General features: G+C 71.8%; 21 protein-coding genes. 2 read left to right on the top strand and 19 right to left on the bottom strand.

The genetic code is table 11. The annotated features are described in order from the left end of the window. Positions 1–37 precede the first annotated feature (37 nt). The 13 genes from ACZ4VT_RS08730 to proS all read right to left on the bottom strand — a co-directional run bounded on the left by ACZ4VT_RS08730 (position 38) and on the right by proS (position 9,753). Positions 38–346, bottom strand: a complete 309-nt coding sequence (locus ACZ4VT_RS08730; protein WP_005311352.1) for a DUF2469 domain-containing protein — start codon at positions 344–346, stop codon at positions 38–40. Between the two features lie 55 nt (positions 347–401). After that, a complete protein-coding gene (locus ACZ4VT_RS08725) occupies positions 402–905 on the bottom strand; it encodes an NUDIX hydrolase (RefSeq protein ID WP_467947819.1) in 504 nt (167 codons plus the stop codon). After that, positions 895–1,677, bottom strand: coding sequence for a signal peptidase I (gene lepB / locus ACZ4VT_RS08720; protein ID WP_467947817.1), 783 nt, complete (start codon positions 1,675–1,677; stop codon positions 895–897). The genes ACZ4VT_RS08725 and lepB (ACZ4VT_RS08720) overlap by 11 nt, the downstream gene beginning before the upstream one ends. Positions 1,678–1,720: 43 nt before the next feature. After that, complete coding sequence (gene lepB, locus ACZ4VT_RS08715; RefSeq protein WP_467947816.1) at positions 1,721–2,617, bottom strand: signal peptidase I; 897 nt, start codon at positions 2,615–2,617, stop codon at positions 1,721–1,723. Between the two features lie 112 nt (positions 2,618–2,729). After that, on the bottom strand, positions 2,730–3,587 hold the full coding sequence (lepB, locus tag ACZ4VT_RS08710) for a signal peptidase I (protein WP_467947814.1): 858 nt from the start codon (positions 3,585–3,587) through the stop codon (positions 2,730–2,732). Next, on the bottom strand, positions 3,580–4,377 hold the full coding sequence (lepB, locus tag ACZ4VT_RS08705) for a signal peptidase I (RefSeq protein ID WP_467947812.1): 798 nt from the start codon (positions 4,375–4,377) through the stop codon (positions 3,580–3,582). Before lepB (ACZ4VT_RS08705) ends, lepB (ACZ4VT_RS08710) begins: the two co-directional genes overlap by 8 nt. Positions 4,378–4,420: 43 nt before the next feature. After that, the gene (rplS, locus tag ACZ4VT_RS08700; RefSeq protein WP_030823745.1) at positions 4,421–4,771 is read right to left on the bottom strand and encodes a 50S ribosomal protein L19; all 351 of its coding nucleotides are present in this window, start codon (positions 4,769–4,771) and stop codon (positions 4,421–4,423) included. A gap of 132 nt (positions 4,772–4,903) precedes the next feature. Next, positions 4,904–5,725 (bottom strand): tRNA (guanosine(37)-N1)-methyltransferase TrmD, encoded by an 822-nt coding sequence (gene trmD / locus ACZ4VT_RS08695; RefSeq protein ID WP_362858431.1) that lies wholly within the window; start codon positions 5,723–5,725, stop codon positions 4,904–4,906. Next, on the bottom strand, positions 5,725–6,303 hold the full coding sequence (gene rimM / locus ACZ4VT_RS08690; protein ID WP_467947810.1) for a ribosome maturation factor RimM: 579 nt from the start codon (positions 6,301–6,303) through the stop codon (positions 5,725–5,727). The genes trmD and rimM overlap by 1 nt, the downstream gene beginning before the upstream one ends. 163 nt (positions 6,304–6,466) lie before the next feature. Beyond that, a complete protein-coding gene (locus ACZ4VT_RS08685) occupies positions 6,467–6,706 on the bottom strand; it encodes an RNA-binding protein (protein ID WP_007266827.1) in 240 nt (79 codons plus the stop codon). A 2-nt stretch (positions 6,707–6,708) separates the two neighbouring features. Further along, the gene (gene rpsP, locus ACZ4VT_RS08680) at positions 6,709–7,149 is read right to left on the bottom strand and encodes a 30S ribosomal protein S16 (protein WP_030386406.1); all 441 of its coding nucleotides are present in this window, start codon (positions 7,147–7,149) and stop codon (positions 6,709–6,711) included. A gap of 383 nt (positions 7,150–7,532) precedes the next feature. Continuing rightward, complete coding sequence (locus ACZ4VT_RS08675) at positions 7,533–8,129, bottom strand: hypothetical protein (RefSeq protein ID WP_467947808.1); 597 nt, start codon at positions 8,127–8,129, stop codon at positions 7,533–7,535. A 211-nt stretch (positions 8,130–8,340) separates the two neighbouring features. After that, the gene (gene proS, locus ACZ4VT_RS08670) at positions 8,341–9,753 is read right to left on the bottom strand and encodes a proline--tRNA ligase (protein WP_467947807.1); all 1,413 of its coding nucleotides are present in this window, start codon (positions 9,751–9,753) and stop codon (positions 8,341–8,343) included. 131 nt (positions 9,754–9,884) lie between these two features. Here proS and ACZ4VT_RS08665 point away from each other — a divergent pair, with 131 nt between their 5' ends. Continuing rightward, positions 9,885–10,562: a class I SAM-dependent methyltransferase gene (locus ACZ4VT_RS08665; RefSeq protein WP_467947805.1), complete on the top strand. Its 678-nt coding sequence runs from the start codon at positions 9,885–9,887 to the stop codon at positions 10,560–10,562. Positions 10,563–10,584: 22 nt separating this feature from the next. Here the strand turns inward: ACZ4VT_RS08665 and ftsH are convergent, their stop codons facing one another. The 6 genes from ftsH to nsdA form a co-directional block, all read right to left on the bottom strand. After that, positions 10,585–12,429, bottom strand: coding sequence for an ATP-dependent zinc metalloprotease FtsH (gene ftsH / locus ACZ4VT_RS08660; protein WP_467947844.1), 1,845 nt, complete (start codon positions 12,427–12,429; stop codon positions 10,585–10,587). 220 nt (positions 12,430–12,649) lie between these two features. Then, complete coding sequence (ffh, locus tag ACZ4VT_RS08655) at positions 12,650–14,224, bottom strand: signal recognition particle protein (RefSeq protein WP_467947803.1); 1,575 nt, start codon at positions 14,222–14,224, stop codon at positions 12,650–12,652. A 206-nt stretch (positions 14,225–14,430) separates the two neighbouring features. After that, complete coding sequence (locus ACZ4VT_RS08650; protein WP_467947801.1) at positions 14,431–16,860, bottom strand: [protein-PII] uridylyltransferase; 2,430 nt, start codon at positions 16,858–16,860, stop codon at positions 14,431–14,433. A gap of 17 nt (positions 16,861–16,877) precedes the next feature. After that, the gene (locus ACZ4VT_RS08645) at positions 16,878–17,216 is read right to left on the bottom strand and encodes a P-II family nitrogen regulator (protein WP_030708521.1); all 339 of its coding nucleotides are present in this window, start codon (positions 17,214–17,216) and stop codon (positions 16,878–16,880) included. Continuing rightward, complete coding sequence (locus tag ACZ4VT_RS08640) at positions 17,213–18,556, bottom strand: ammonium transporter (RefSeq protein WP_467947799.1); 1,344 nt, start codon at positions 18,554–18,556, stop codon at positions 17,213–17,215. The genes ACZ4VT_RS08645 and ACZ4VT_RS08640 overlap by 4 nt, the downstream gene beginning before the upstream one ends. Before the next feature lie 292 nt (positions 18,557–18,848). Further along, positions 18,849–20,339 (bottom strand): transcriptional repressor NsdA, encoded by a 1,491-nt coding sequence (nsdA, locus tag ACZ4VT_RS08635; protein WP_467947797.1) that lies wholly within the window; start codon positions 20,337–20,339, stop codon positions 18,849–18,851. A gap of 422 nt (positions 20,340–20,761) precedes the next feature. Between nsdA and ACZ4VT_RS08630 the strand changes: the two genes are divergently transcribed. Beyond that, positions 20,762–21,430 (top strand): bifunctional DNA primase/polymerase, encoded by a 669-nt coding sequence (locus ACZ4VT_RS08630; protein ID WP_467947795.1) that lies wholly within the window; start codon positions 20,762–20,764, stop codon positions 21,428–21,430. The last annotated feature ends 80 nt before the right edge of the window (positions 21,431–21,510 follow it).

Below are 21,510 nucleotides of genomic sequence, written 5' to 3'. Positions count from 1 at the left end.
TTGTGGACAACCCGCTCACCCTCCCGGGTGAGGAAGCTCAGCTGCCGGGCAGTTCGAGGTCGCTCTTGTTGAGCTCCTCGATGTTCACGTCCTTGAAGGTCAGCACCCGGACCTGCTTCACGAAGCGGGCCGGCCGGTACATGTCCCAGACCCACGCGTCGGCCATCGAGACCTCGAAGAAGACCTCACCCTGGACCGAGTGCACCTGCATCTCGTAGTCGTTGGTGAGGTAGAAACGGCGTTCGGTCTCGATCACATACTTGAACAGCCCGACGACGTCGCGGTACTCCCGATAGAGCTTCAGCTCCATCTCGGTCTCGTACTTTTCGAGGTCCTCGGCACTCATGGCATGTTCCCCTTCAGCCGTGCGTCCCCCTATTGTGCGCCAGGCCCATGCGCCCCTAAACGATTTCCGGGGCCAGGACCACCGGCGCACCCGGAGGACCGTCGTCGAGCAGCGTACGGAGCAGCTCGCCGAGTCTGGTCGGGTACACCGTCTCATGGGCCGAGAGAAGTTCCTCGGAGGTCCACCACCTGGCTCCGGTGACGCTGCGCCGCTCCAGCTCGGTGAGCCCGCCCATCCCGGTCGCCGTCTGGCTGGTACGTGCCATGAAGTACCACTCGTCCTGCTCCCAGCGGCGCCCGTCGAAGGGGAAGGAGCAGTAGCGGTGCCACAGCACCGGCCCCAGCTCCACCTCTGTGATCCCCGTCTCCTCCGCCAGCTCGCGCAGTGCGGCCTGCTCCCGGCTCTCGGTGCCCTCCAGCCCGCCGCCCGGGGTGAACCACCAGTCGTCCGAGGGGTCCGCCGGCTCGAAGCCGTGCAGCAGCAGGATCCGGTCCCGCGGGTCCAGCAGGATCACCCGCGACACCTTCCGGTGGCCCGTTCCGGCCTGGTCAGCGGACACCGGCCCGCTCCTGCCGCCGCGTGCGCCCCAGGACCCGCGCCAGGGGTCCGTAGGCGGCCCCCAGCAGGACCAGGGCGGCGCCGGCCACCACGGCCACCAGCTGGAGCCGCAGCGGCCCGGGCTGCGAGATGCCGCCGGGCAGGGCGGCGTACGTCGCGGGCCGCTCCAGCATCTTCGCGGAGGGCCAGGCCAGGGCGTCGACGCGGGCGCTGACGGCCGTCCGGGGCACGGTGCCCTGCCCGGCCTCCTGCAGGTGGGCCCGGGAGTCCAGCGACGCGGCCCGCCGGTCGCCCAGCAGGAAGAGGTTCCCCTCGGGGACCGTCACCTCGAAGGGGGTCCCGGGCGGCGCGGCCTGCCCGGGCGGCGTGGCGAGACCCGTGTCCGGCCGGGTGGTATCGGCGTACGGCTCGTCCAGCGGCGTGCCGTTCACGGTGAGTTCGCCGCCCGCGCCGCAGCACTTCACGGTGTCGCCGCCGATGCCGACGACCCGCTTGACCATGGGCGAATCGCTCCACATGGAATCAGTAAAGATGACCACGTCCCCGCGGCGCACCTCGCCGCCGTCGATGCGCTGTGCGAGCACCCGGTCCCCGGGCCGCACCGTCGGCATCATCGAGTCGGTCGGCACCGTGTAGGGCTGGTAGAGGAACGCCCCCCACACGAAGCCGCCGAGGAAGAGCGCGAAGCCGATGGCCACGGCGAGTCCCGACAGCACGTTGCCGAGACCGCCGCGGCCATCCTTGCCACTGCGTATCGCTTGTGTTCCGCCCATTGCAGCGCCCCCACACTCCGGGATCGTCGACCTGGGCGGCACCCTACCGGGCGGTACGCCCGGTGGTCAGCTTCTGCCTGCGCCACATGACGAGCGGAACCGCCCCGACGAGCCCCAGCGCGGCCGGGCCCAGCCCGACCGGCGCCAGCCCGGCGGCCCCGAGACCGAGCGCGGTCGCGGCGGCCTGGTTGCCGATGCCCGGCTGGTCGAAGGTGTCCGGGATCGGCAGGGTCGACCAGCGGGTGAGCGGCCACGCGATCACGACGGCGCGTCCGACGACCTTGTCGACCGGAACGAAGCCCTGCGTGGAGTCCTGCATGTGGTAGCGGGAGTCCTGGGAGTTCTGCCGGTGGTCGCCCATCACCCAGATCTTGCCCTTGGGCACGGTGATCGGGCCGAAGGGGGCGTCGTCACAAGGGGTGTTGCCGGGGAAGATGTACGGCTCGTCGAGCTCCTTGCCGTTGACGACGACCGGTCCCCCCTTCTTGCACTCGACCGTGTCACCGCCGATGGCGATGGTCCGCTTGATCAGGTCCTTCTCCTCGGCGGACGGCATCAGGCCGATCCAGCTGAGGGCCTTCTGCACGATGTTCGGCTCCGGGGTCGGCTCCCCCGAGAGCCAGCTCGCCGGGTCGTGGAAGACCACGACCTCACCGCGCTCCGGCTCGGAACCGAACCACGGGGTCAGCTTGTCCACCAGCACCCGGTCCCCGCGCTGCAGTGTGTCCTGCATCGAGTCGGACGGGATCGAGAACGCCTGAACCAGGAAGGTCTTGATCAGCAGGGCCAGCAGCAGGGCGATGCCGATGAGGAGCGGAAGCTCCTTCCAGAACGAGCGGTGCGCACGCGCCGCGGTACCGTCCTCGTCGGCCTCGCGCTCGACTGCATCGTCCGGCCGCTCCTCGCCCTCGTCGCGTCCGGATCGTGCGCCTACCGCCACATCCCCCACATCCACTCCTCACTCGCGATCGCCGCCCGCGCCGAAACAGGCACAGGCCCTCCCCTCCCTTAACGAGCGGGAGTTCCCTAAGGCGCGGGAGACCGAAGACACACTATGCGAACGGCACGCCCCGACGGCGCTTACGCCGTCCGCGTCCTTCGCTCCGTGCCTGATCGGGCACCATGCGGAAGGTCGCGGGCTGTTCCAGTCGCTTCCAGTGCCCGAACGGCCAGGCGATCACCACGGCTTCGCCGACGACCCCCTTCTCGTCGATGGTGCCCTCGAAGGCCTCGTCGAGGTGGAAGCGCGAGTCCGCCGAATTCGCCCGGTGGTCGCCCATGACGAAGAGCCGGCCGGGCGGCACCTCGACCTCGAAGGTGATCTCCGAGGGAGCGTTGCCCGGGTTCACGTACGGCTCGTCGAGCGGGGAGCCGTTGACGGTGACCCGGCCCCGGCTGTCGCAGCACTTGACGGTGTCCCCGCCCACGCCGATGACGCGCTTGATGAGGTCCTGCTCGTCGGCCGAGGGCAGCAGGCCGATGAAGGTGAGGGTCTGCTTGATCTGTTTGACGCCGACCGGGTCCGGGGCGGGCCGGGCCGCCTCGCCCTTGAGCCAGCCGCCGGGGTCCTTGAACACGACGACGTCACCGCGCTCGACCTTGGAGCCGAACCACGGGGTCAGCTTGTCGACGAGCACCCGGTCGCCGATCCGGATGGTCTGCTCCATCGAGCCCGACGGGATGAAGAAGGCCTGCACCAGGAAGGTCTTGAGGAGCAGGGCTATGCACAGCGCCACCACGACCAGCAGCGGCAGTTCGCCCGCCCGGCGCGTGCGGCGGCGCCGGCGCACCTTGCGGGCCGTCCGGCGCCGTTGGGCCCGGCCGCCCTCCACCACCGGTACGGGTGCCGGTTCCGGCTCCGGTTCGGGCTCCCGCTCCCGGCCGCCCCGCGGCCGTCCCCGGTTACCCATGGCCGCCGCCGACCGCGCCCCAGCGCGAGACCGGCCAGCCGATCCAGTCGGCCCGCCCGATCACCATCTCCACCGGCACCATCCCCCCACCCGGTTCTCCGAGGTGGTCCCGCGAGTCCCGGGACTGGGACCGATGGTCACCCATCACCCACAGGCTCCCCAGGGGTACGACGATCCGGAACGGCACCTTCGAGGGAGCGTCACCGGGATACAGGTACGGCTCGTCCAGCGGCACGCCGTTGACCTCGACCCGCCCGGCGGCGTCGCAGCACACCACGTCGTCACCGCCGACGCCCACGACCCGCTTCACGAAGTCGGTGTCGGACGGCTCCGCGAGCCCGAGCGCCGAGGCCGCGCCGTGCAGCAGCACGCCGACCGGATTGCCGGCCGGGCGTTCCCGTACGAAGGAGCCCGTACCGTCGAAGACCACCAGGTCCCCGCGGCTCGGCCGGTCGCCGAAACGGTACGCCAGCTTGTTGACCAGCACCCGGTCCCCCACCTGGAGCGTCGGCTCCATGGAGCGGCTCGGGATCAGGAAGGGCTGGACCACGAAGTTGCTGAAGAGCAGCAGGAAGACGGTGCAGATCACACCGAGCACTCCGGCCCGCCGCCAGGTCAGCGGCCCCCGGGCCGGCGCCCGCCCGTTCACGGGAGCCCCGGACGCGGGCCCGCCGGACGCCCGCTTCCGCGCCCCGGCCCTCCCGGGCGCGGAGAACGCAGAACGCGGCCTCTCCTCCCCCTCGCCGGGGGAAGAGTGGCCGCGCTGCGTGTGAGGTGCTTCGGTGTCCATCGGGGCGAGCCTATCCGGCCGCCCCCGAACACCGGAGGCGACCTTACTTGTCGCGCTTCTCCTTGATCTTCGCGGCCTTGCCGCGGAGCTCACGGAGGTAGTACAGCTTCGCACGGCGAACGTCACCGCGGGTGACGAGCTCGATCTTCTCGAAGATCGGGGAGTGGACCGGGAAGGTACGCTCCACGCCGACGCTGAAGGAGACCTTGCGGACGGTGAAGGTCTCGGAGACCCCGGCGCCCTGGCGACGGATGACGACGCCCTTGAACTGCTGGATACGGGAGCGGTTGCCCTCGATCACGCGGACGTGCACGTTGATCGTGTCACCCGGGCGGAAGGCCGGGACGTCCGAGCGGAGCGCGGCGGCGTTGACGCCATCGAGCAGGTGAGACATGTTCTTCGTCTGCTTTCTTCGCACGACGCCACAGGCCGCCGGGCGGGTTTCCGTAGAGAATTCGGGAGCTGTCCCACCCGGCGGGCGACGGTCCCCCTGTGGCAGGGGCGCTCGCGGGCGTACAGCAGCCGCCTATTCTTCCACGGTCTGCGGCCTGCGCCAAAATCGGCCGTCCGGGGACGGTGTCCAGCCCAGGATGGAGAGGATCTCGCGGTCCTTCTTGTCGAAGGCGGAGGCCTCGCAGCGCTCGATCAGGTCGGGGCGGTTCCGCGCGGTCCGGCGGAAGGCCTCGTCCCGGCGCCAGCGGGCGATCTTCCCGTGGTGGCCGCTGAGCAGCACCTCGGGGATGTCGCGGCCGCGCCACACCGGGGGCTTGGTGAAGACGGGCCCCTCCAGCAGGTTGGCCATCTCGCCCGGCGCGAACGAGTCGTCGCGGTGCGATTCGGCGTTGCCGAGGACCCCGGGCAGCAGCCGGGCCACGGCCTCGGTGACGACGAGGACGGCGGCCTCACCGCCCGCCAGGACGTAGTCGCCGATGGAGACCTCGTACACCGGCATGCGCGTGGCGTACTCGTCCATGACCCGGCGGTCGATGCCCTCGTACCGGGCCGGGGTGAAGATCAGCCAGGGCCGCTCGGAGAGCTCGACGGCCAGTTCCTGGGTGAAGGGCCGGCCGCTGGGCGTGGGGACGACCATGACGGGCCCGCGCGCGCCCGCCTCGTAGCCGTCGGCCAGCGCCGCGTCCAGGGCCTCGCCCCAGGGCTCGGTCTTCATGACCATGCCGGGACCGCCGCCGTACGGGGTGTCGTCGACCGTGTTGTGCCGGTCGTACGTCCAGTCCCGCAGGTCGTGGACGTGGACGTCGAGCTGCCCGCGGGCCCGGGCCTTGCCGACGAGGGAGACGTTCAGCGGCTCCAGGTACTCGGGGAAGATCGTGACGACGTCGAGTCGCATCAGGCGTCGTCCCCGGAGTCCGCGTCAGGGGCCGGGTCCTCGTCACGGGTCGAGGCGATGACCGCTTCGCGCTCGTCGATCAGCCCGGGCGGCGGGGTGATGACGCAGCGCTGCTCCTCCAGGTCGATCTCGGCGACGATCTCCTCGACGAAGGGGATCATCACCTCGGAGCCGTCCGGCCGCTCGACGATGAAGAGGTCCTGCGAGGGCAGGTGGGAGATCTCGGTGATCCGGCCGATCTCGGTGCCGTCCTCCAGTACCACGTCCAGGTCCATCAGCTGGTGGTCGTAGTACTCGTCCTCCTCCTCCGGCAGCTCCGCCGGGTCCACCTCGGCGATCAGCAGGATGTTGCGCAGCGCCTCGGCCCCGGTGCGGTCCTTGACGCCGGCGAAGCGGAGCATCAGCCGGCCGCTGTGCACCCGGCCCGTCTCGATGGTCAGCGGTCCCGCCGCGGCGGGCTCCGTCTTGAGCACGGCGCCGGGGCTGAGCCGCAGCTCCGGCTCGTCCGTGCGCACCTCGACGGTGACCTCACCCTTGATGCCGTGGGCGCGGCCGATCCGCGCGACTACCAGCTCCACTGTGTCTCTCTCCCCTTGCGGCCAGACCGCCGCCGCTCTCGCGGAGGTGGTTGCTCTCCGCCGTGGTTGCTCAATCAATCGTTGCTCTTGCCGGGGGCAAAAACGACTCGGGCCGGGGTGGGCAACCATCGCCCTCCCCGGCCCGTGCCGGTGATTCAACTGCTCAGCGGACCTGGTCCACGTCGACGAGGTCGACACGGATCCCACGGCCGCCGATGGCGCCCACGACGGTACGCAGAGCACGCGCGGTGCGGCCGTTGCGGCCGATCACCTTGCCGAGGTCGTCGGGGTGGACCCGGACCTCAAGCACCTGCCCGCGGCGCAGGTTGCGCGAGGCGACCTGCACATCGTCGGGGTTGTCCACAATGCCCTTTACGAGGTGCTCAAGAGCCTCCTCGAGCATGCTCAGGCCTCGGTCGACTCGGCGGCGGCCTCAGCCTCGTCCGCCTTCTTGTCGGCCTTCTTCGCCTTCTGCGTGATGGCCTCGCCCTTGCCCTCGCCGATGCCCTCGAGGGCCTTGGCGAACTCGTCGAAGGAGCGACGCTTGCTCTCCTTCGTCTCCGGCTGCAGGAGCGGCGCGGGGGCGGGGAGACCCTTGTGGGCCTGCCAGTCACCGGTCAGCTTCAGGATGGCGAGCACAGCCTCGGTGGGCTGGGCGCCGACGGACAGCCAGTACTGCGCACGCTCGGCGTTGACCTCGATGCGCGACGGGTTGTAGGTCGGGTGGTAGATACCGATCTCCTCGATCGCGCGACCATCCCGGCGGGTGCGGGCGTCGGCGACGACGATGCGGTAGTGCGGCTGGCGAATCTTGCCGAGGCGCTTGAGCTTGATCTTGACTGCCACTGGAGTGGTGTCTCCTGAACTTGACGTGGTTGGGCACATGAGATGCCACGTGGGGTTGCGGTACTCGGGTGCCCGATGGACGCGTCAGCCGGAGGAGAGAGGGGTCCTATGCGACTGTCGAGTACAGCTAGCCATTGTGCCATACGCCCGCGGCGCGCTCGGCCGGGCGGGGCGGTCCGGTTCCGGCGGGCGGCCCGCTCCCGTCCCCGTACGGACATGGCGTGCCGCGGGGACGGCGGTGCGGGGCGCGGGACACGGTCCGCCGGTGGTGCGGCGGTGCGGGCTGCCCGCGTGCGCGCCGTCGGCGGTCGCCCCGGTGGGGGCGAGGGCCCGGCGGCCGGTTCGCCGTGGGGCGGTGGCCCCGGTGGCGACGGTGACGGCGGTCAGGAGGCCGCCGCGATGGCGACTTCGGGGATGCGGAAGGGCTTCATGCACCCACCGCACACGATCGGCGCCTGGGCCAGTACGGAGGGGACCACCCGCACGTTGCGCCCGCAGTCGCAGACCGCCTTGACGCGCACGCCGCCGCCGGAGGACCCGTGCCGGGCGGCCGGTCCGCGGAAGCTGCGCTTGGTGTCGGCGGCCGTGGCGGCGCTGTGCGCCTTGAGGGCGCGCTGCAGCCGTTCGATGGTGGGGCGGTAGCGCCGCTTCGCCTCCGGATTGAGCGTGACGAGCGAGAAACCGCTGCTGGCGTGTGGTTCCTCGGAGTGGTCCAGCCCCAGCTCCTCGGCGATCGCGAGGAATCTGCGGTTGTGGTAGCGGCCGGCGCGCGAGGTGTCTCGGACCCCGCGGGCGGCGGCGATGCCGTGGACTGCCTCGTGCAGCAGTCGCTCGAAGGAGAGCTCGGCGCCGCAGGCGGACGAGGACTCTCCGATCAGGGACTCGGGCGCGGCAAGGTCAGGCAGCTCGGGGTGGTGCCGCTGAATATCGGCCCACGCCTGCGCCAGCTCTGCGGCGAGAACAGGTGGTGTCGTGCTCACGTCGTGACAACGAGCCGGGGTGCCCGGGTGTTCCGATTCCGGGCCATTCCAAATTTTTTGCACGTACCAGTCAGTTCAGTCTCATGCGTCCTGACGAGGACGGGTGCGCCGATCCCAGGAGGAGTCGGTACTTAACGAGGACGACCGACGATTCCGCCCCGGCGCGCGGCACGAGCCGCACGCCGGGGCGCAGGAGCCTTCGGGGGCCCGACTAGTACGAGCGCGCGACGATCGCGAGGGTACCCGGAGCGTCGTCCGCCTCGGGAACCGACCCGTCCGCGGCGATCAGGCAGCGCACGGAGACGGCCTGCTCGGCCAGCTTCGCCTCGCCCTCCGGACCGAGGTCCGCCCACGGGATCCGCGCCCAGCCGCCGGCGATGGCGGCCTCGGCGGCCTCCTCGATGGTCGCGACGTCGGAGGTGCGGGACTCGCGGCGCTCGCGGGACTCGCGCAGCAGCTGCGCCTGGTCCTCGTCGAGCACCTTGGGCAGCAGGTCGGCGAGCGCGTCGATCCGCACCGGGGTCTTCCCGCCCGGGATCCGGCGGGCCAGCATGGCGGTGCCGGCCTCCAGGTCGCGGGGGCCGATCTCGATGCGCACCGGTACGCCCTTGAGCTCCCAGTCCACGGCGCGGCGGCCGAAGGGGGTGTCCACGCGGTCGTCGACCTGGACGCGGAGTCCGGCGGCCTTCAACTGGGCGCCGAGCTCGCGGACCTTGGCGACGGCCTCGTCGCCCTTGATCGCCATGACGACGACCTGGACGTGCGCGAGGCGCGGCGGGACCCGGAGGCCGTTGTCGTCGCCGTGGGACATGATCAGGCCGCCGACCATGCGGGTCGAGACGCCCCACGAGGTCTGCCAGACGAGCTCCTGCTTGCCTTCCTTCGACAGGTACTGGGTGTTGAAGGCCTTGGCGAAGTTGGTGCCGAGCTCGTGACTCGTGCCCAGCTGGAGGGCCTTGCCGTCGCCCATCATGCCCTCGAGGGTGAGGGTGTTGATGGCGCCGGCGAAGCGCTCCTTGGCGGTCTTGCGGCCGAGCACGACGTCGATGCCGAGCACGTTCGTCATGAAGTCGCCATAGACGTCCCTGTGGATCCGGGCGGCGTAGTCGCGGGCGTCCTCGTAGGTGGCGTGGGCGGTGTGGCCCTCCTGCCAGAGGAACTCGCTCGTACGGAGGAACACGCGCGGGCGCATCTCCCAGCGGACCACGTTGGCCCACTGGTTGATCAGCAGGGGCAGGTCGCGGTAGCTCTGGACCCACTTGGAGAAGTAGTCGTTGATGATCGTCTCGGAGGTGGGCCGGACGACGACAGGCTCTTCGAGCTCCTTGCCGCCGCCGTGCGTGACGACCGCGAGCTCGGGGGCGAAGCCCTCGACGTGCTCGGCTTCCTTCGTCAGGTACGACTGCGGGATGAAGAGCGGGAAGTACGCGTTCTGGGCGCCCGCGTCCTTGATGCGCGCGTCCATCTCCTGCTGCATCCGCTCCCACAGGCCGTAGCCGTACGGTCGGATGACCATGGTGCCGCGGACCGGACCGTTGTCGGCCAGCTCGGCCTTGTTGATCAGATCCTGGTACCAGCGGGGGAAATCCTCCGCCTGCGGGGTGAGAACGGGTGCCTTTGCCATGCCGCGAATCGTACGGCGCCGGGCACGCGATGCGTGAATCGGGTGCCGCGCTCCTCTGGACGCGGGGGCGAATGGGGAGTTCTCTGGCAACGGGGGCATGGGGGCGACACGGAATCAGGAGCGCTCTTTCGATGACACCGACGCCGACGGCGACGCTCGTCGCCCGGGACTGGGCGGAGATCCAGGAACGGATGCTGGTACCGCTGTACGAAGCGGTCTACGACCGACTGGAGGTCGGGCCGGGTGACCGGCTGCTGGGCCTCGACTGCGGGGCCGGCCTGCCCCTGCTGCTCGCGGCCGGGCGGGGAGCCCTGGCCACGGGCGTGGAGGCGGATCCGGCCCGGCGGGCACTGGCCCGTGAGCGGCTGCTGGAGGTACTGGCGGCGCCGCCGTCGGCGCCGCGCCCGTACGACGCCCTGCTGGCCTTCTCGCCGTCCCCGGCGGAGCTGGCCGCGGCCCTGCCCGCGGTGCGCCGCGGCGGGGCGGTGGTGCTGGCCGGCTGGGGCCCGGCGGAGCGCTGCACGGTGCCCGCGGTCCTGGGCGGCGGACCCTCGCCCCGCGACCTGGACGCGCTGGTGGAGCGGGCCGGACTCAGACCGGACGGATCGGGGCGGGTGTTCTGCCCGTTCGGGTACGCGGACGTGGACAGCGCGGTGCGCGGGCTGGTGTCGACCGGGCTCTACGACGGCGCGGCCGACCCCGCGCTCGCGGAGAAGGAACTGGCCGAGGCGCTTCACCCGTTCGAGCGGTCCGACGGCGCCGTGTGGCTGCCGAACATCTTCCGGTATGTGATCGCCCGGGTGGGCTAGGTTTCCGCGCGGCCGGCCGCCGTCAGCCGGTGTCGTGCGCCTTCGTCAGGCGGGTGATCCCGGCGGCGGCGTAGGCGGCCGCCTCGTCCAGGGTCTCGTTGGCGAGCAGGGCCTCGGCCAGGGCGTCGAGCTGCGGGCGGTGTTCGCGCAGGAGGCGACAGGCGTCCATGTAGCACTCGTCGACGATCCGCCGCATCTCGTGGTCGACGGCGTCGAGGGTGGCGGGGGCGGCGGACAGGCCGTACGGGCCGCCTCCGTCGGAGGGGATGGCGGTGAGCTTGCCGACGCGGTCGCTCATGCCCCAGCGGCCGACCATGCCGCGGACGATGTTGGTGACCTGTTCGAGGTCGTTCTCGGCGCCGGTGGTGATGACGTCGTAGACGACGTGTTCGGCGGCCATGCCGCCGAGCGCCCCGATGATGCGGCCGCGCAGGTACTCCTCGGTGTACGCGTACCGGTCGGCGTCCGGGGTGGAGAGGGTGACGCCGAGGGCGCGGCCGCGGGGCACGATCGTGATCTTGCGGACCGGGTCGGCGCCCGGCTGGAGCATGCCCAGGAGGGCGTGGCCGCTCTCGTGGTAGGCGGTGCGGCGGCGCTCCTCCAGCGGCATGACCAGGGACCGCTCCGCGCCGAGCTGGACCTTCTCCAGGGCGTCGGAGAGGTCGGACTGGGTGACCTGGTCCTGCCGGCGCTTGACGGCGAGCAGCGCGGCCTCGTTGGCGAGGTTGGCCAGTTCGGCGCCGGTCATTCCGGGGGTGGTACGGGCCACCTGCGCGAGGTCGACGCCCGGGCCGAGCGGGATGTCCCGGGTGTGGATGCGCAGGATGGCCTCGCGGCCGGCCCGGTCGGGCGGGGAGACGACCACCGTCCGGTCGAAGCGGCCGGGCCGGGTCAGGGCGGGGTCGAGGACGTCGGCCCGGTTGGTGGCGGCGAGGACGACCACCCCCTCCGAGCCGGAGAAGCCGTCCATCTCGGTGAGGATCTGGTTCAGGGTCTGTTCGCGTTCGTCGTGGCCGCCCATGGCCGCGCCGCCGCCGCGCACCCGGCCGATGGTGTCGATCTCGTCGATGAAGATGATCGCGGGGGCCACCTTGCGCGCCTCGGTGAAGAGCTCGCGAACCCGGGAGGCGCCGACGCCGACGATCATCTCGATGAACTCGGAGGCGGAGGCGGAGAAGAACGGCACCCCGGCCTCGCCCGCGACCGCCCGCGCCAGCAGGGTCTTGCCGGTGCCGGGCGGGCCCGACAGCAGGACGCCGCCGGGCATCCGGGCGCCCAGCTTCCGGTAGGCCTGCGGGTTCTTGAGGAAGTCGACGACGTCGTTGAGCTCGCCCTCGACCTCGTCGATGCCGGCCACGTCCTCGAAGGTGGTGCGCCTGTCGCCCGTCTCCAGCACCACCGGCTTGGGCGGGGCCTTGCGCCCGAGGGCGCCCATGCCGCCCATCCCCGAGCCCATCCGGCGGGCGATGACCACCCACAGCAGGACCAGCAGGAGCATGGGGGCGAGGGAGAGCAGCAGATTGGCGAGGAAGCTGCGCTGCACGACGACCGGGGAGGCCGTCACGGTCACGTTCTGCTGGGTGAGGTCGGCCCACAGATCGTCGTCGGCGAAGGCCGGGCGCTGGGTGACGAATTTGGTGTAGTCGCCCTTGTCCCCGTCGGGCAGCGGCTGCTTGGCCTTCAGCTCGCCCTGGATCGCGTCGCCCTTGGAGTAGATCTTCGAGACGTTGCCGTTGGCCACCTGCTTGCTGAACTCGGTGTACGAGATGGTCGGCTCGTCCCCCTCGTTGAAGAAGGACAGCACCAGGTTGGTCACCAGGTAGACGATCAGGGCGGCGAGGATCAGTCCCCTCCAGCCGCCCGGCATCCTCTTCTTCGGGGGAGGCGTGGGCGGGGCGCCTTCCGAGCGCCAGGGCGTGTCGGCCCGGTCGCGGGGAGGTACGGGGGTGGGGCTGGGCACGGGGGCCTCCTTCTGCCATCCTCCCGGCCGACAATAAGCGACAAATCGACCCGTTGCCCCGCAGAAGACGGAGGGCCCCGGCCGTGGGATCACGACCGGGGCCCTCCGCTGCCTGCCTGCGCGGGTGCTACTTCATGAACTTCTTGAACTCGTCCGGAAGGTCGAAGTCCTGGCCCGGCTGGCCGCCGCCGGCGGGAAGGCCGAAGGGGCTGCCGCCGGGCGCGGGCTCGATCGCCTGCGGGCCCTGCTCGCGGCGGGCCGCTGCCGCGGCCTCCTCTTCCTTGCGCTTCATCGGGTTGCCGCTCTTGCGCTTGCCCTTGGCCTGCTTGACCTGCTTCTTCTGCCGGCCGGGGCCGCCGCCCATCCCGGGGATGCCGGGCATGCCCGGCATGCCGCCGCCCTGAGCCATGCGGGACATCATCTTGCGGGCGTCGAAGAAGCGCTCGACGAGCGACTTGACGGCGCTGACCTCGGTGCCGGAACCCTTGGCGATACGGGCACGGCGCGAGCCGTTGATGATCGTCGGGTCCTGGCGCTCGGCCGGGGTCATCGACTTGATGATCGCGGCGGTGCGGTCCACGTCGCGCTCGTCGATGTTGTTGATCTGGTCCTTGATCTGACCCATGCCGGGCAGCATGCCGAGCAGCTTGGAGATGGAGCCCATCTTGCGGACCTGCTCCATCTGGGCCAGGAAGTCGTCGAGCGTGAACTCCTTCGGGCCCTTCTGCAGCTTGGCCGCCATCTTCTCGGCTTCGGCCTGGCTGAAGGTCTTCTCGGCCTGCTCGATGAGGGTGAGCATGTCACCCATGTCGAGGATCCGGCCCGCCATGCGGTCCGGGTGGAAGGCGTCGAACTCGTCGAGCTTCTCGCCGTTCGAGGCGAACATGATCTGCTTGCCGGTGACGTGCGCGATGGAGAGCGCGGCACCACCGCGGGCGTCGCCGTCGAGCTTCGAGAGCACCACGCCGTCGAAGCCGACGCCGTCGCGGAAGGCCTCGGCGGTGTTGACCGCGTCCTGACCGATCATGGCGTCGACGACGAAGAGGATCTCGTCGGGGCTGACGGCGTCGCGGATGTCCGCGGCCTGCTGCATCAGCTCCTGGTCGATGCCGAGGCGGCCGGCGGTGTCGACGATGACGATGTCGTGCTGCTTGGTCCGCGCGTACTCGATCGAGTCCTTGGCGACCTGGACCGGGTCACCGACGCCGTTGCCGGGCTGGGGGCCGTAGAAGGCCACGCCGGCGCGGTCGGCGACGACCGAGAGCTGGTTGACGGCGTTGGGGCGCTGGAGGTCGCAGGCGACGAGGAGCGGGGTGTGGCCCTGCCCCTTGAGCCAGAGGCCGAGCTTTCCGGCGAGGGTGGTCTTACCGGCACCCTGGAGACCGGCCAGCATGATCACGGTGGGCGCGGTCTTGGCGAAGCGCAGCCGCCGGGTCTCGCCGCCGAGGATCGTGACGAGCTCGTCGTTGACGATCTTCAGGACCTGCTGGCCGGGGTTCAGCGCCTTGCTGACCTCCTCGCCGCGGGCCCGTTCCTTGACGTTCGCGATGAAGGAGCGGACGACCGGGAGAGCGACGTCGGCCTCGAGGAGGGCGATACGGATTTCCCGGGCCGCGGAGTCGATGTCAGCCTCGGACAGCCGGCCTTTGCCGCGCAGGCCCTTGAAGGTATTCGCCAAGCGGTCGGAGAGCGTATCGAACACGGTGGTCGCGATTCCTCGGGTCGGGGGCGTTGTGGTCGTCCCCCAGGGTATCCGGCCGTACCACGTGGTGGACCCGGCGGTCCGCCCCGGCCTCCGCCCGGACGCTCCCCCAGCAGCTCAAACGCCGGAGAGGCCGAATCTTTCGGCCTCTCCGGCGTTTGAGGAGCCGCGGTCCGGGGGCAGGGCCCCGCAACGGCGCCGCAGGGCTACGACAGGGCGGCCTGCACCGACCCGGCCAGGGTGACGGCCTCCGCGGGGTCCAGGGGCTTGCCCTCGGCGGTGGTCACGTACAGCGTGTCCACCGCGTTGGCGCCGAGCGTGGAGACGTGCGCGCTGCGGACCCGCACGCCCCGGGACTCCAGCGCCCGCCCGATCCGGTGCAGCAACCCCACCGCGTCGGGCGCGCGGACCTCCAGGACCGTGGCCAGCGAGGAGACGTCCGGGACGACCGTGACCCGGGGCGGCGGCGGGACCACCCCGCGCCGGCGCGGGTACGCCGCCTCGCGGTCCGCCAGCTTCGCCGGGACGTCCAGCGAGCCGTCCAGGGCCCGGACCAGGTCGCTGCGCAGCCGCGCGGCCTCGGGCAGCGCGCCGTACTCCGCCGCCACCCGCCACCGCAGCACCAGGACCTCGCCCAGCCGGTCCGGGAGCTCCATGGAGCGCAGGTCCGCCGCCCGTACGGTGAGCCGGTGCAGGGCCAGCACCCCCGCCACCGCCGGGAGGACTCCCGGCTGGTCGGGTACGGCCACGACCAGTTCCCCGCCGACCGCGTCTTCCTCCTCCTCCCGGACGTGGAGCGCGAGCACCGGCTCCCGGGTGCGCAGGGCCTCTACGGCCAGGCGTTCCTGTTCCGTGGTCGGGATCTCCGCCTCCCGCACGGCCGGGGCCGTGCCGCGGAGCACGGCGGCGACCCGCGCGACGAGGTCCGCCACCAGCGAGCCCCGCCACGCGCTCCACGCCGCGGGCCCGGTGGCCAGGGCGTCCGCCTCCGTCAGGGCGTGCAGTATCTCCAGCGTGCCCACCGATCCGACGGCCTCGGCGACCGAGCGGACGGTGGCCGGGTCGTCCAGGTCGCGCCGGGTCGCGGTGTCGATCAGCAGCAGGTGGTGCCGTACGAGCGCCCCCAGCACGGCGGCGTCCTGCGCGTCGAAGCCCACGCGGGCGGCGACGTCGCGGGCGATCGTCTCGCCGGCCACCGAGTGGTCGCCCGGCCAGCCCTTGCCGATGTCGTGCAGGAGGGCCGCCATCAGCAGCAGGTCGGGGCGGCCGACGCGGCGGGTGAGGGCCGCGGCCCGCACCGCCGTCTCGATGAGGTGGCGGTCCACCGTCCAGGTGTGGACGGGGTTGCGCTGCGGGCGGCACCGCACCCGCTCCCAGTCGGGGAGCAGCCGTGTGATCAGGCCCTCCGCCTCCAGCGCCTCCCACACGGCCACCGTGGGCTCCCCCGCTCCGAGCAGGGTCACGAGCTGTTCCCGCGCCTCGGCCGGCCAGGGCACCGGGAGCGGTTTGGCCTGCGCCGCGAGCCTGCGTACGGCGTGCAGCGATACGGGCAGACCCGCCTGCGCGGCGGCCGCGGCGAACCGCAGGGGCAGGACGGGATCGCGGTCGGGGCGCGCCGCCAGGGCCAGTACGGCCTCCCCGTCGGACTCCACCACGCCCTCGGCCAGCGGTGCCCGCGCGGCGGCCGCGGCGGCCCGGGCGCCCAGCAGCCCGCGCAGCCGGGGCCGGGCGGCGCGGGCCCGCAGCACCCGCCCGACCTCCCGCCAGGTCACGTCGCCGGCGTACGCGACGACCCGCGCGGCCTCGTACACCTCGCGGAGCAGCGCGTCCGCGTCGAGCAGCCCGAGCTGCGCCGCGACCTGGTCCTGTTCCTGGAGCGAGAGCCGGTCGGTGGCCCGGCCGGTCACCAGGTGGAGGGCGTCCCGCGCGTCGAGGAGCCGTCGCCGGGCCTCGGCGAGGCCGTCGCGCGGGGCGTCGGCGAGCCAGGAGGCCGCGACGGCCCGCAGCGCGGTGACGTCGCGGAGCCCGCCGCGGGCCTCCTTGAGGTCCGGTTCGAGCAGGAAGCGGAGCTCTCCGGCGCGCTCGGCCCGCTCGCGGCACAGGGCGTGCAGTTGCGGGAGCCGTTTGGCGGCCTGGTTGCGCCAGTCGGCCAGGACGGAGGTCCGCAGTCCGGCGAGGAGTCCGGCGTCACCGGCGACGGTCCGGGCGTCCAGCAGGCCGAGCTGCACCTTGAGGTCCTCGGCGGCGGTCTTGCGGGCCTCGCCGGGGGTCCGTACCGAGTGGTCGAGGGCGAGGCCGAGGTCCCACACCGGGTACCAGAGGCGGTCGGCCAGCGCGCTCAGCGCCCGCGGCTCCGCCTTGCCGTCGTGCAGCAGCACCAGGTCGAGGTCGCTGCGGGGGGAGAGTTCGGCCCGCCCGTAGCCGCCGACGGCGACCAGGGTGGCGCCGCGGACGCCGGTCTCCCGTACGGCGGTCGTGAACAGGGCGTTCAGCCAGTCGTCGGTCAGCCCGGCCAGGGCGGAACGCCGCGACGGCCCGGACCGCGACTCCTCCTGGAGGAGTCGCAGCCGGGCCGCGGCGTATCCGCTGGGTCCCGAGTCGGCCGTGTTGTCCGTGGTCTCTTCGACGCTCGTCACCCAGGAGCTCCCGTCACCTAGAGCGCGTCAGCGCCGCGCTCGCCGGTGCGGACCCGTACGACCGAGTCCACGGGGACGCTCCACACCTTGCCGTCACCGATCTTTCCGGTGGCCGCCGCGCTCACGATGACGCGGATCAGTTCCTCGGCGTCGGAGTCGTCGACCAGCACCTCGATGCGGATCTTGGGGACGAGGTCGACCTGGTACTCGGCACCGCGATAGACCTCGGTGTGGCCGCGCTGGCGGCCGTAGCCGCTGGCCTCGGTGACCGTGAGGCCCTGCACTCCGAAGGTCTGGAGGGCTTCCTTGATCTCGTCCAGCTTGTGCGGCTTGACGATCGCGGTGATCAGCTTCATGCGTCAACCTTCTTGCTCGCGGCGGCGGGGGTGGGGGCGGAGGTGCTGCGCGAGGCCGCTCCGCCACCGGCTCCGCTGAAGTCGTAGGCGGTCTCGGCGTGTTCGACCTGGTCGATGCCGGCGACCTCGACGTCCTCGCTGACCCGCATCCCGATCGTCTTGTCGAGGAGGAAGGCGAGCAGCGCGGACGCCACCAGAGAGTAGGCGAGGACGGAGAAGACCCCGATGGCCTGCTTGCCGAGCTGTTCGAGGCCGCCGCCGTAGAAGAGGCCGGCCACGTCGGACTGGACCCCGCCGGTGGCGAAGAGGCCGACCAGGAGGGAGCCGGCGACACCGCCGACGAGGTGGACGCCGACCACGTCGAGGGAGTCGTCGTAGCCGAACTTGTACTTGAGGCCCACCGCCATGGCGCAGAGCACACCGGCGATGACGCCGACCGCGATGGCCCCGAGCGGGCTGACCGCACCGCCGGCGGGGGTGATCGCGACGAGGCCGGCGACCGCGCCGGAGGCGGCGCCGAGGGTGGTGAAGGAGCCGTGGCGCAGCTTCTCGTAGCCGAGCCAGGCGAGCATGGCGGCGGCGGTGGCGACCTGGGTGTTGACGAACATGACCGCGCCGACGCCGTCGTCGTTGCCGAGCCAGGAGCCCGCGTTGAAGCCGAACCAGCCGAACCACAGCAGACCGGCGCCGAGCATCACGAGGGGCAGGCTGTGCGGGCGCATCGGGTCCTTCTTGAAGCCGACGCGCTTGCCGATGACCAGGATCACGCCGAGGGCGGCGGCGCCGGCGTTGATGTGGACGGCCGTGCCGCCCGCGAAGTCGATGACGCCGAGCTCGAAGAGCCAGCCGCCCGCGCCCCAGACCCAGTGGGCGACGGGGAAGTAGACGACGGTGACCCACAGGACGGTGAACAGGGCCCAGGCGCTGAACTTCACGCGGTCGGCGAGGGCGCCGCTGATCAGGGCCGGGGTGATGACGGCGAACATCAGCTGGAAGACGGCGAAGACGTAGACCGGGATGGTGTAGCCGTCCCACAGCTCGGTGATCCCGATGCCGCTGAGGCCTACGTAGTCGGAGTTCCAGCCGATGAGGGAGCCGGAGTCGGTGCCGAAGGCGAGGCTGAAGCCGTAGAGGACCCAGAGGATCGTGACGATCCCCAGGCTGATGAAGCTCATCATCAGCATGTTGAGGCTGCTCTTGACGCGGACCATGCCTCCGTAGAAGAAGGCGAGTCCCGGGGTCATCAGCATGACCAGGGCGGAGCAGATGAGCATGAACCCGGTGTTCGCGGCAGACAGCGTCGGGGCGTCTGCCGCGAGGGTCGTGATGGCTGATGCCATCGGCGTCTCCTCGTCGTCGGTACGTTCGCGTGCGGGCGATCGTGAAAAACTGAGCGGCGGCATGGGGATCTGGCCGGTTATTGGCCATGAGATTCGCGCAGGCCGGTTTCCGGCGGCGCCGCTGGGTGTTTCGCGCCGATGACGAAGAGGTCGGGCGTGTTACGCGTCCATGAACTGTGCGGGTGGTGCAACCGGCCGCGGCGGTGACCCGGACGTCCTGGCTGGGGGAGCCTGATCGGGCTTCACGGGGTGACTGCCGCGGCCGGGGCCTGAGGGGCGGCCGCCGGGGCCGTCAGACGGCCTCCGCGGCTTCGGGGAGCCGGGAGGCGAGGTGGTCGGTGAGCCGGACCACCTCGGCGACGTCGCCGTACTCACGGGCGGCGCTGTCGACGGTCTTGCGCAGGCGCGTGTTCACCCGTTCGGACCGCACCTTTCCCGCCACGTCAAGGGCCCTGTCGACGAGGGCCGCGGCCTGCTCCGGGTCGCGCCGTAGCAGGTGGACGGTGGCCATGCCGATGAGGTTGAGGGCGTAGGAGCGCTGGTGCTCCTCGTCCTTCTCGAAGAGCTCGACGGCCCGCTCCATGACGGGCTCCGCGAGGGAGGCGTACATGGGGCTGCGCCCGGCCACGTAGGCCAGGTCCCGGTACGAGTGGGAGTTCTCGCCGTTCAGCTCGGCCTCGGAGAAGAAGCGGATCCAGTCGGGCTCGGGCTCGCCGCCGACGGCGACGTCGGAGAAGGTGTCCTCGGCCATCCGCACGGCCCGCTTGCAGCGGCTGGGCTGGCCCATGTTGGCGTACGCGCGTGCCTCCATCGCATACAGCATGGCCTGGGTGCGCGGGCCGGCGCAGTCTCGGCTGCCGTACTGCGCGAGGTGGACGAGTTCGAGGGCGTCCTCGGGCCGGCCCAGGTGGATCATCTGGCGGCTCATGCCGGAGAGGATGTAGGAGCCGAGCGGCTTGTCGCCGGCCTCCTTCGCCGCGTGCAGGGCGAGGACGAAGTACTTCTGCGCGGTGGGGTGCAGGCCGATGTCGTAGCTCATCCAGCCGGCCAGTTCGGCCAGTTCGGCGGCGACCTTGAAGAGCCGCTTCATGACCGGGGCGGGGTGGTTCTCCTGGAGCAGGTCGGTGACCTCGTGGAGCTGGCCCACGACGGCCTTGCGGCGCAGCCCGCCCCCGCACTGGGCGTCCCACTGGCGGAACATGACGGTGGTGGCGTCGAGGAGGTCGAGTTCCGGTTCGGAGAGCCGGGGCGGGCGGTGGCCGCCGAGGGCCCCCGTCGCCCCCGCCGTCCGCGGTCCCGGGTCGGCGGCCGGGACCGGCACGAGCCAGCGCTGCATGGGCTCGATGAGGGCGGGGCCGGCGGAGAGCGCGAGCGAGGTCCCGAGGAAGCCGCGGCGGGCCAGCATCAGGTCGCTGCGGGAGAACTCGCCGAGCAGCTCGACGGTCTGCGGGCCGGCCCAGGGCAGGTCGACCCCGGAGACGGAGGGGGTCTGGTGGGCGGTGCGCAGGCCGAGCTGCTCGATGGCGACGACGGAGCCGAAGCGCTCGGAGAACAGCTCGGACAGGATGCGGGGGACGGGCTCGCGGGGCTGTTCGCCGTCCAGCCAGCGGCGCACCCGGGAGGTGTCCGTGCTGATGTGGTGGGCGCCCATCTGGCGGGCCCGGCGGTTGACCTGCCGGGCGAGTTCGCCCTTGGACCAGCCGCTGCGGACGAACCACGAGGTCAGCTGGTCATTGCGCGCAGCAGCGTCCTCGATCGTTCCGCTTGCGCCGTTGCCGCTCACTGGAACGCCCCCATCCGCTCAGCCTCTTCCACACGAAACCCTGGCCGGGGCGCAGGGCGCCGCCACGGACCTTCACAGGTCCTTCACACATTGCCTCCGGCATACCCACGGACGGGTCTGCCTTTGGGGTTCGTGTACCGAAAGTAATCCTACGATCACCCCTGCGGCGAGGTCGATTCCAGAAACGCCACCATTCGCCACCCCTTCGAATGAACTCGCCACCGGCCAGGCGCGATTCACTTGACACCGAGGTGAAACGGCTCGGTTGGACTGGAGTGCGCTCGGGGCGCGCGCGGCGAGGAGTGCGCCGGGCGGCCATGGAAGGCACCCCGTGGCGGACCCCGGTCCGCGGGTTCCGCCGACACCGTCACCACCGGCGTCGTAACCACCGGCGCGTCCGACCCGTTGGAGGGGGCATGGGCATGGGCTTCACGATCGGCGGCAGCCGCGGCACCAGGGAGTTCCGTTCCGGCACCCGGCGCCGCGGCCGGACCTCGGAGTGCACGGCGGTGGCGGAGTACACCGGGCTGTGGGGCTGGGACGTGGTCCCCGGCGCCCGCGCCGCGGCGCCCGCCCGCGACTGTTCCTGCGGGGACGCGGAGTGCGCGTCCCCCGGGGCGCATCCGCTCCCCTTCGCACCCACGGTCAAGGCCGGGGCCACCCTGGACGAAGTCACCGAGGCCTGGGGCGACTACCCGGGCGCCGCGGTGCTGCTCCCCGTGGGCCGCACCTTCGACGTCATCGAGGTCTGCGAGGAGGCCGGGCGGCGGGCGCTGGTGCGGCTGGAGCGGATGGGGCTGCCGCTGGGCCCGGTGATCGTGACCGCGGACGCCCGGGCGCAGTTCTTCGTGGCCCCCGGCGCGGCGGCCGAACTGCCCCAGCTGCTGTACCGGATGGGCTGGGACGACGCCGACCTCGACCTGCGGGCCCTGGGCCACGGGGCCTACGTGACGGCCCCGCCCTCCGACCGGGCCGGGCTCGGCCAGGTCGGCTGGCTGCGGCCGCCCGCGCTGGACTGCGCCGGGGGCCCGCCGCAGGCCCGGCTGCTGCTGGGCACCCTCGCCTACATCTGCCACCGCTCGCGCCGGTAGGCGCGCCCACGCCCACACCCCCCACGCGACGGTGCCCCCGCGTTCCTCTTGGGAACTCGGGGGCACCCGTTGTGCGCGAG

This window comes from Streptomyces sp. NPDC029164, from assembly GCF_055563995.1.
Note: the sequence above shows the minus strand (reverse complement) of the source record. Positions and strands in the feature narration are given on the sequence as shown.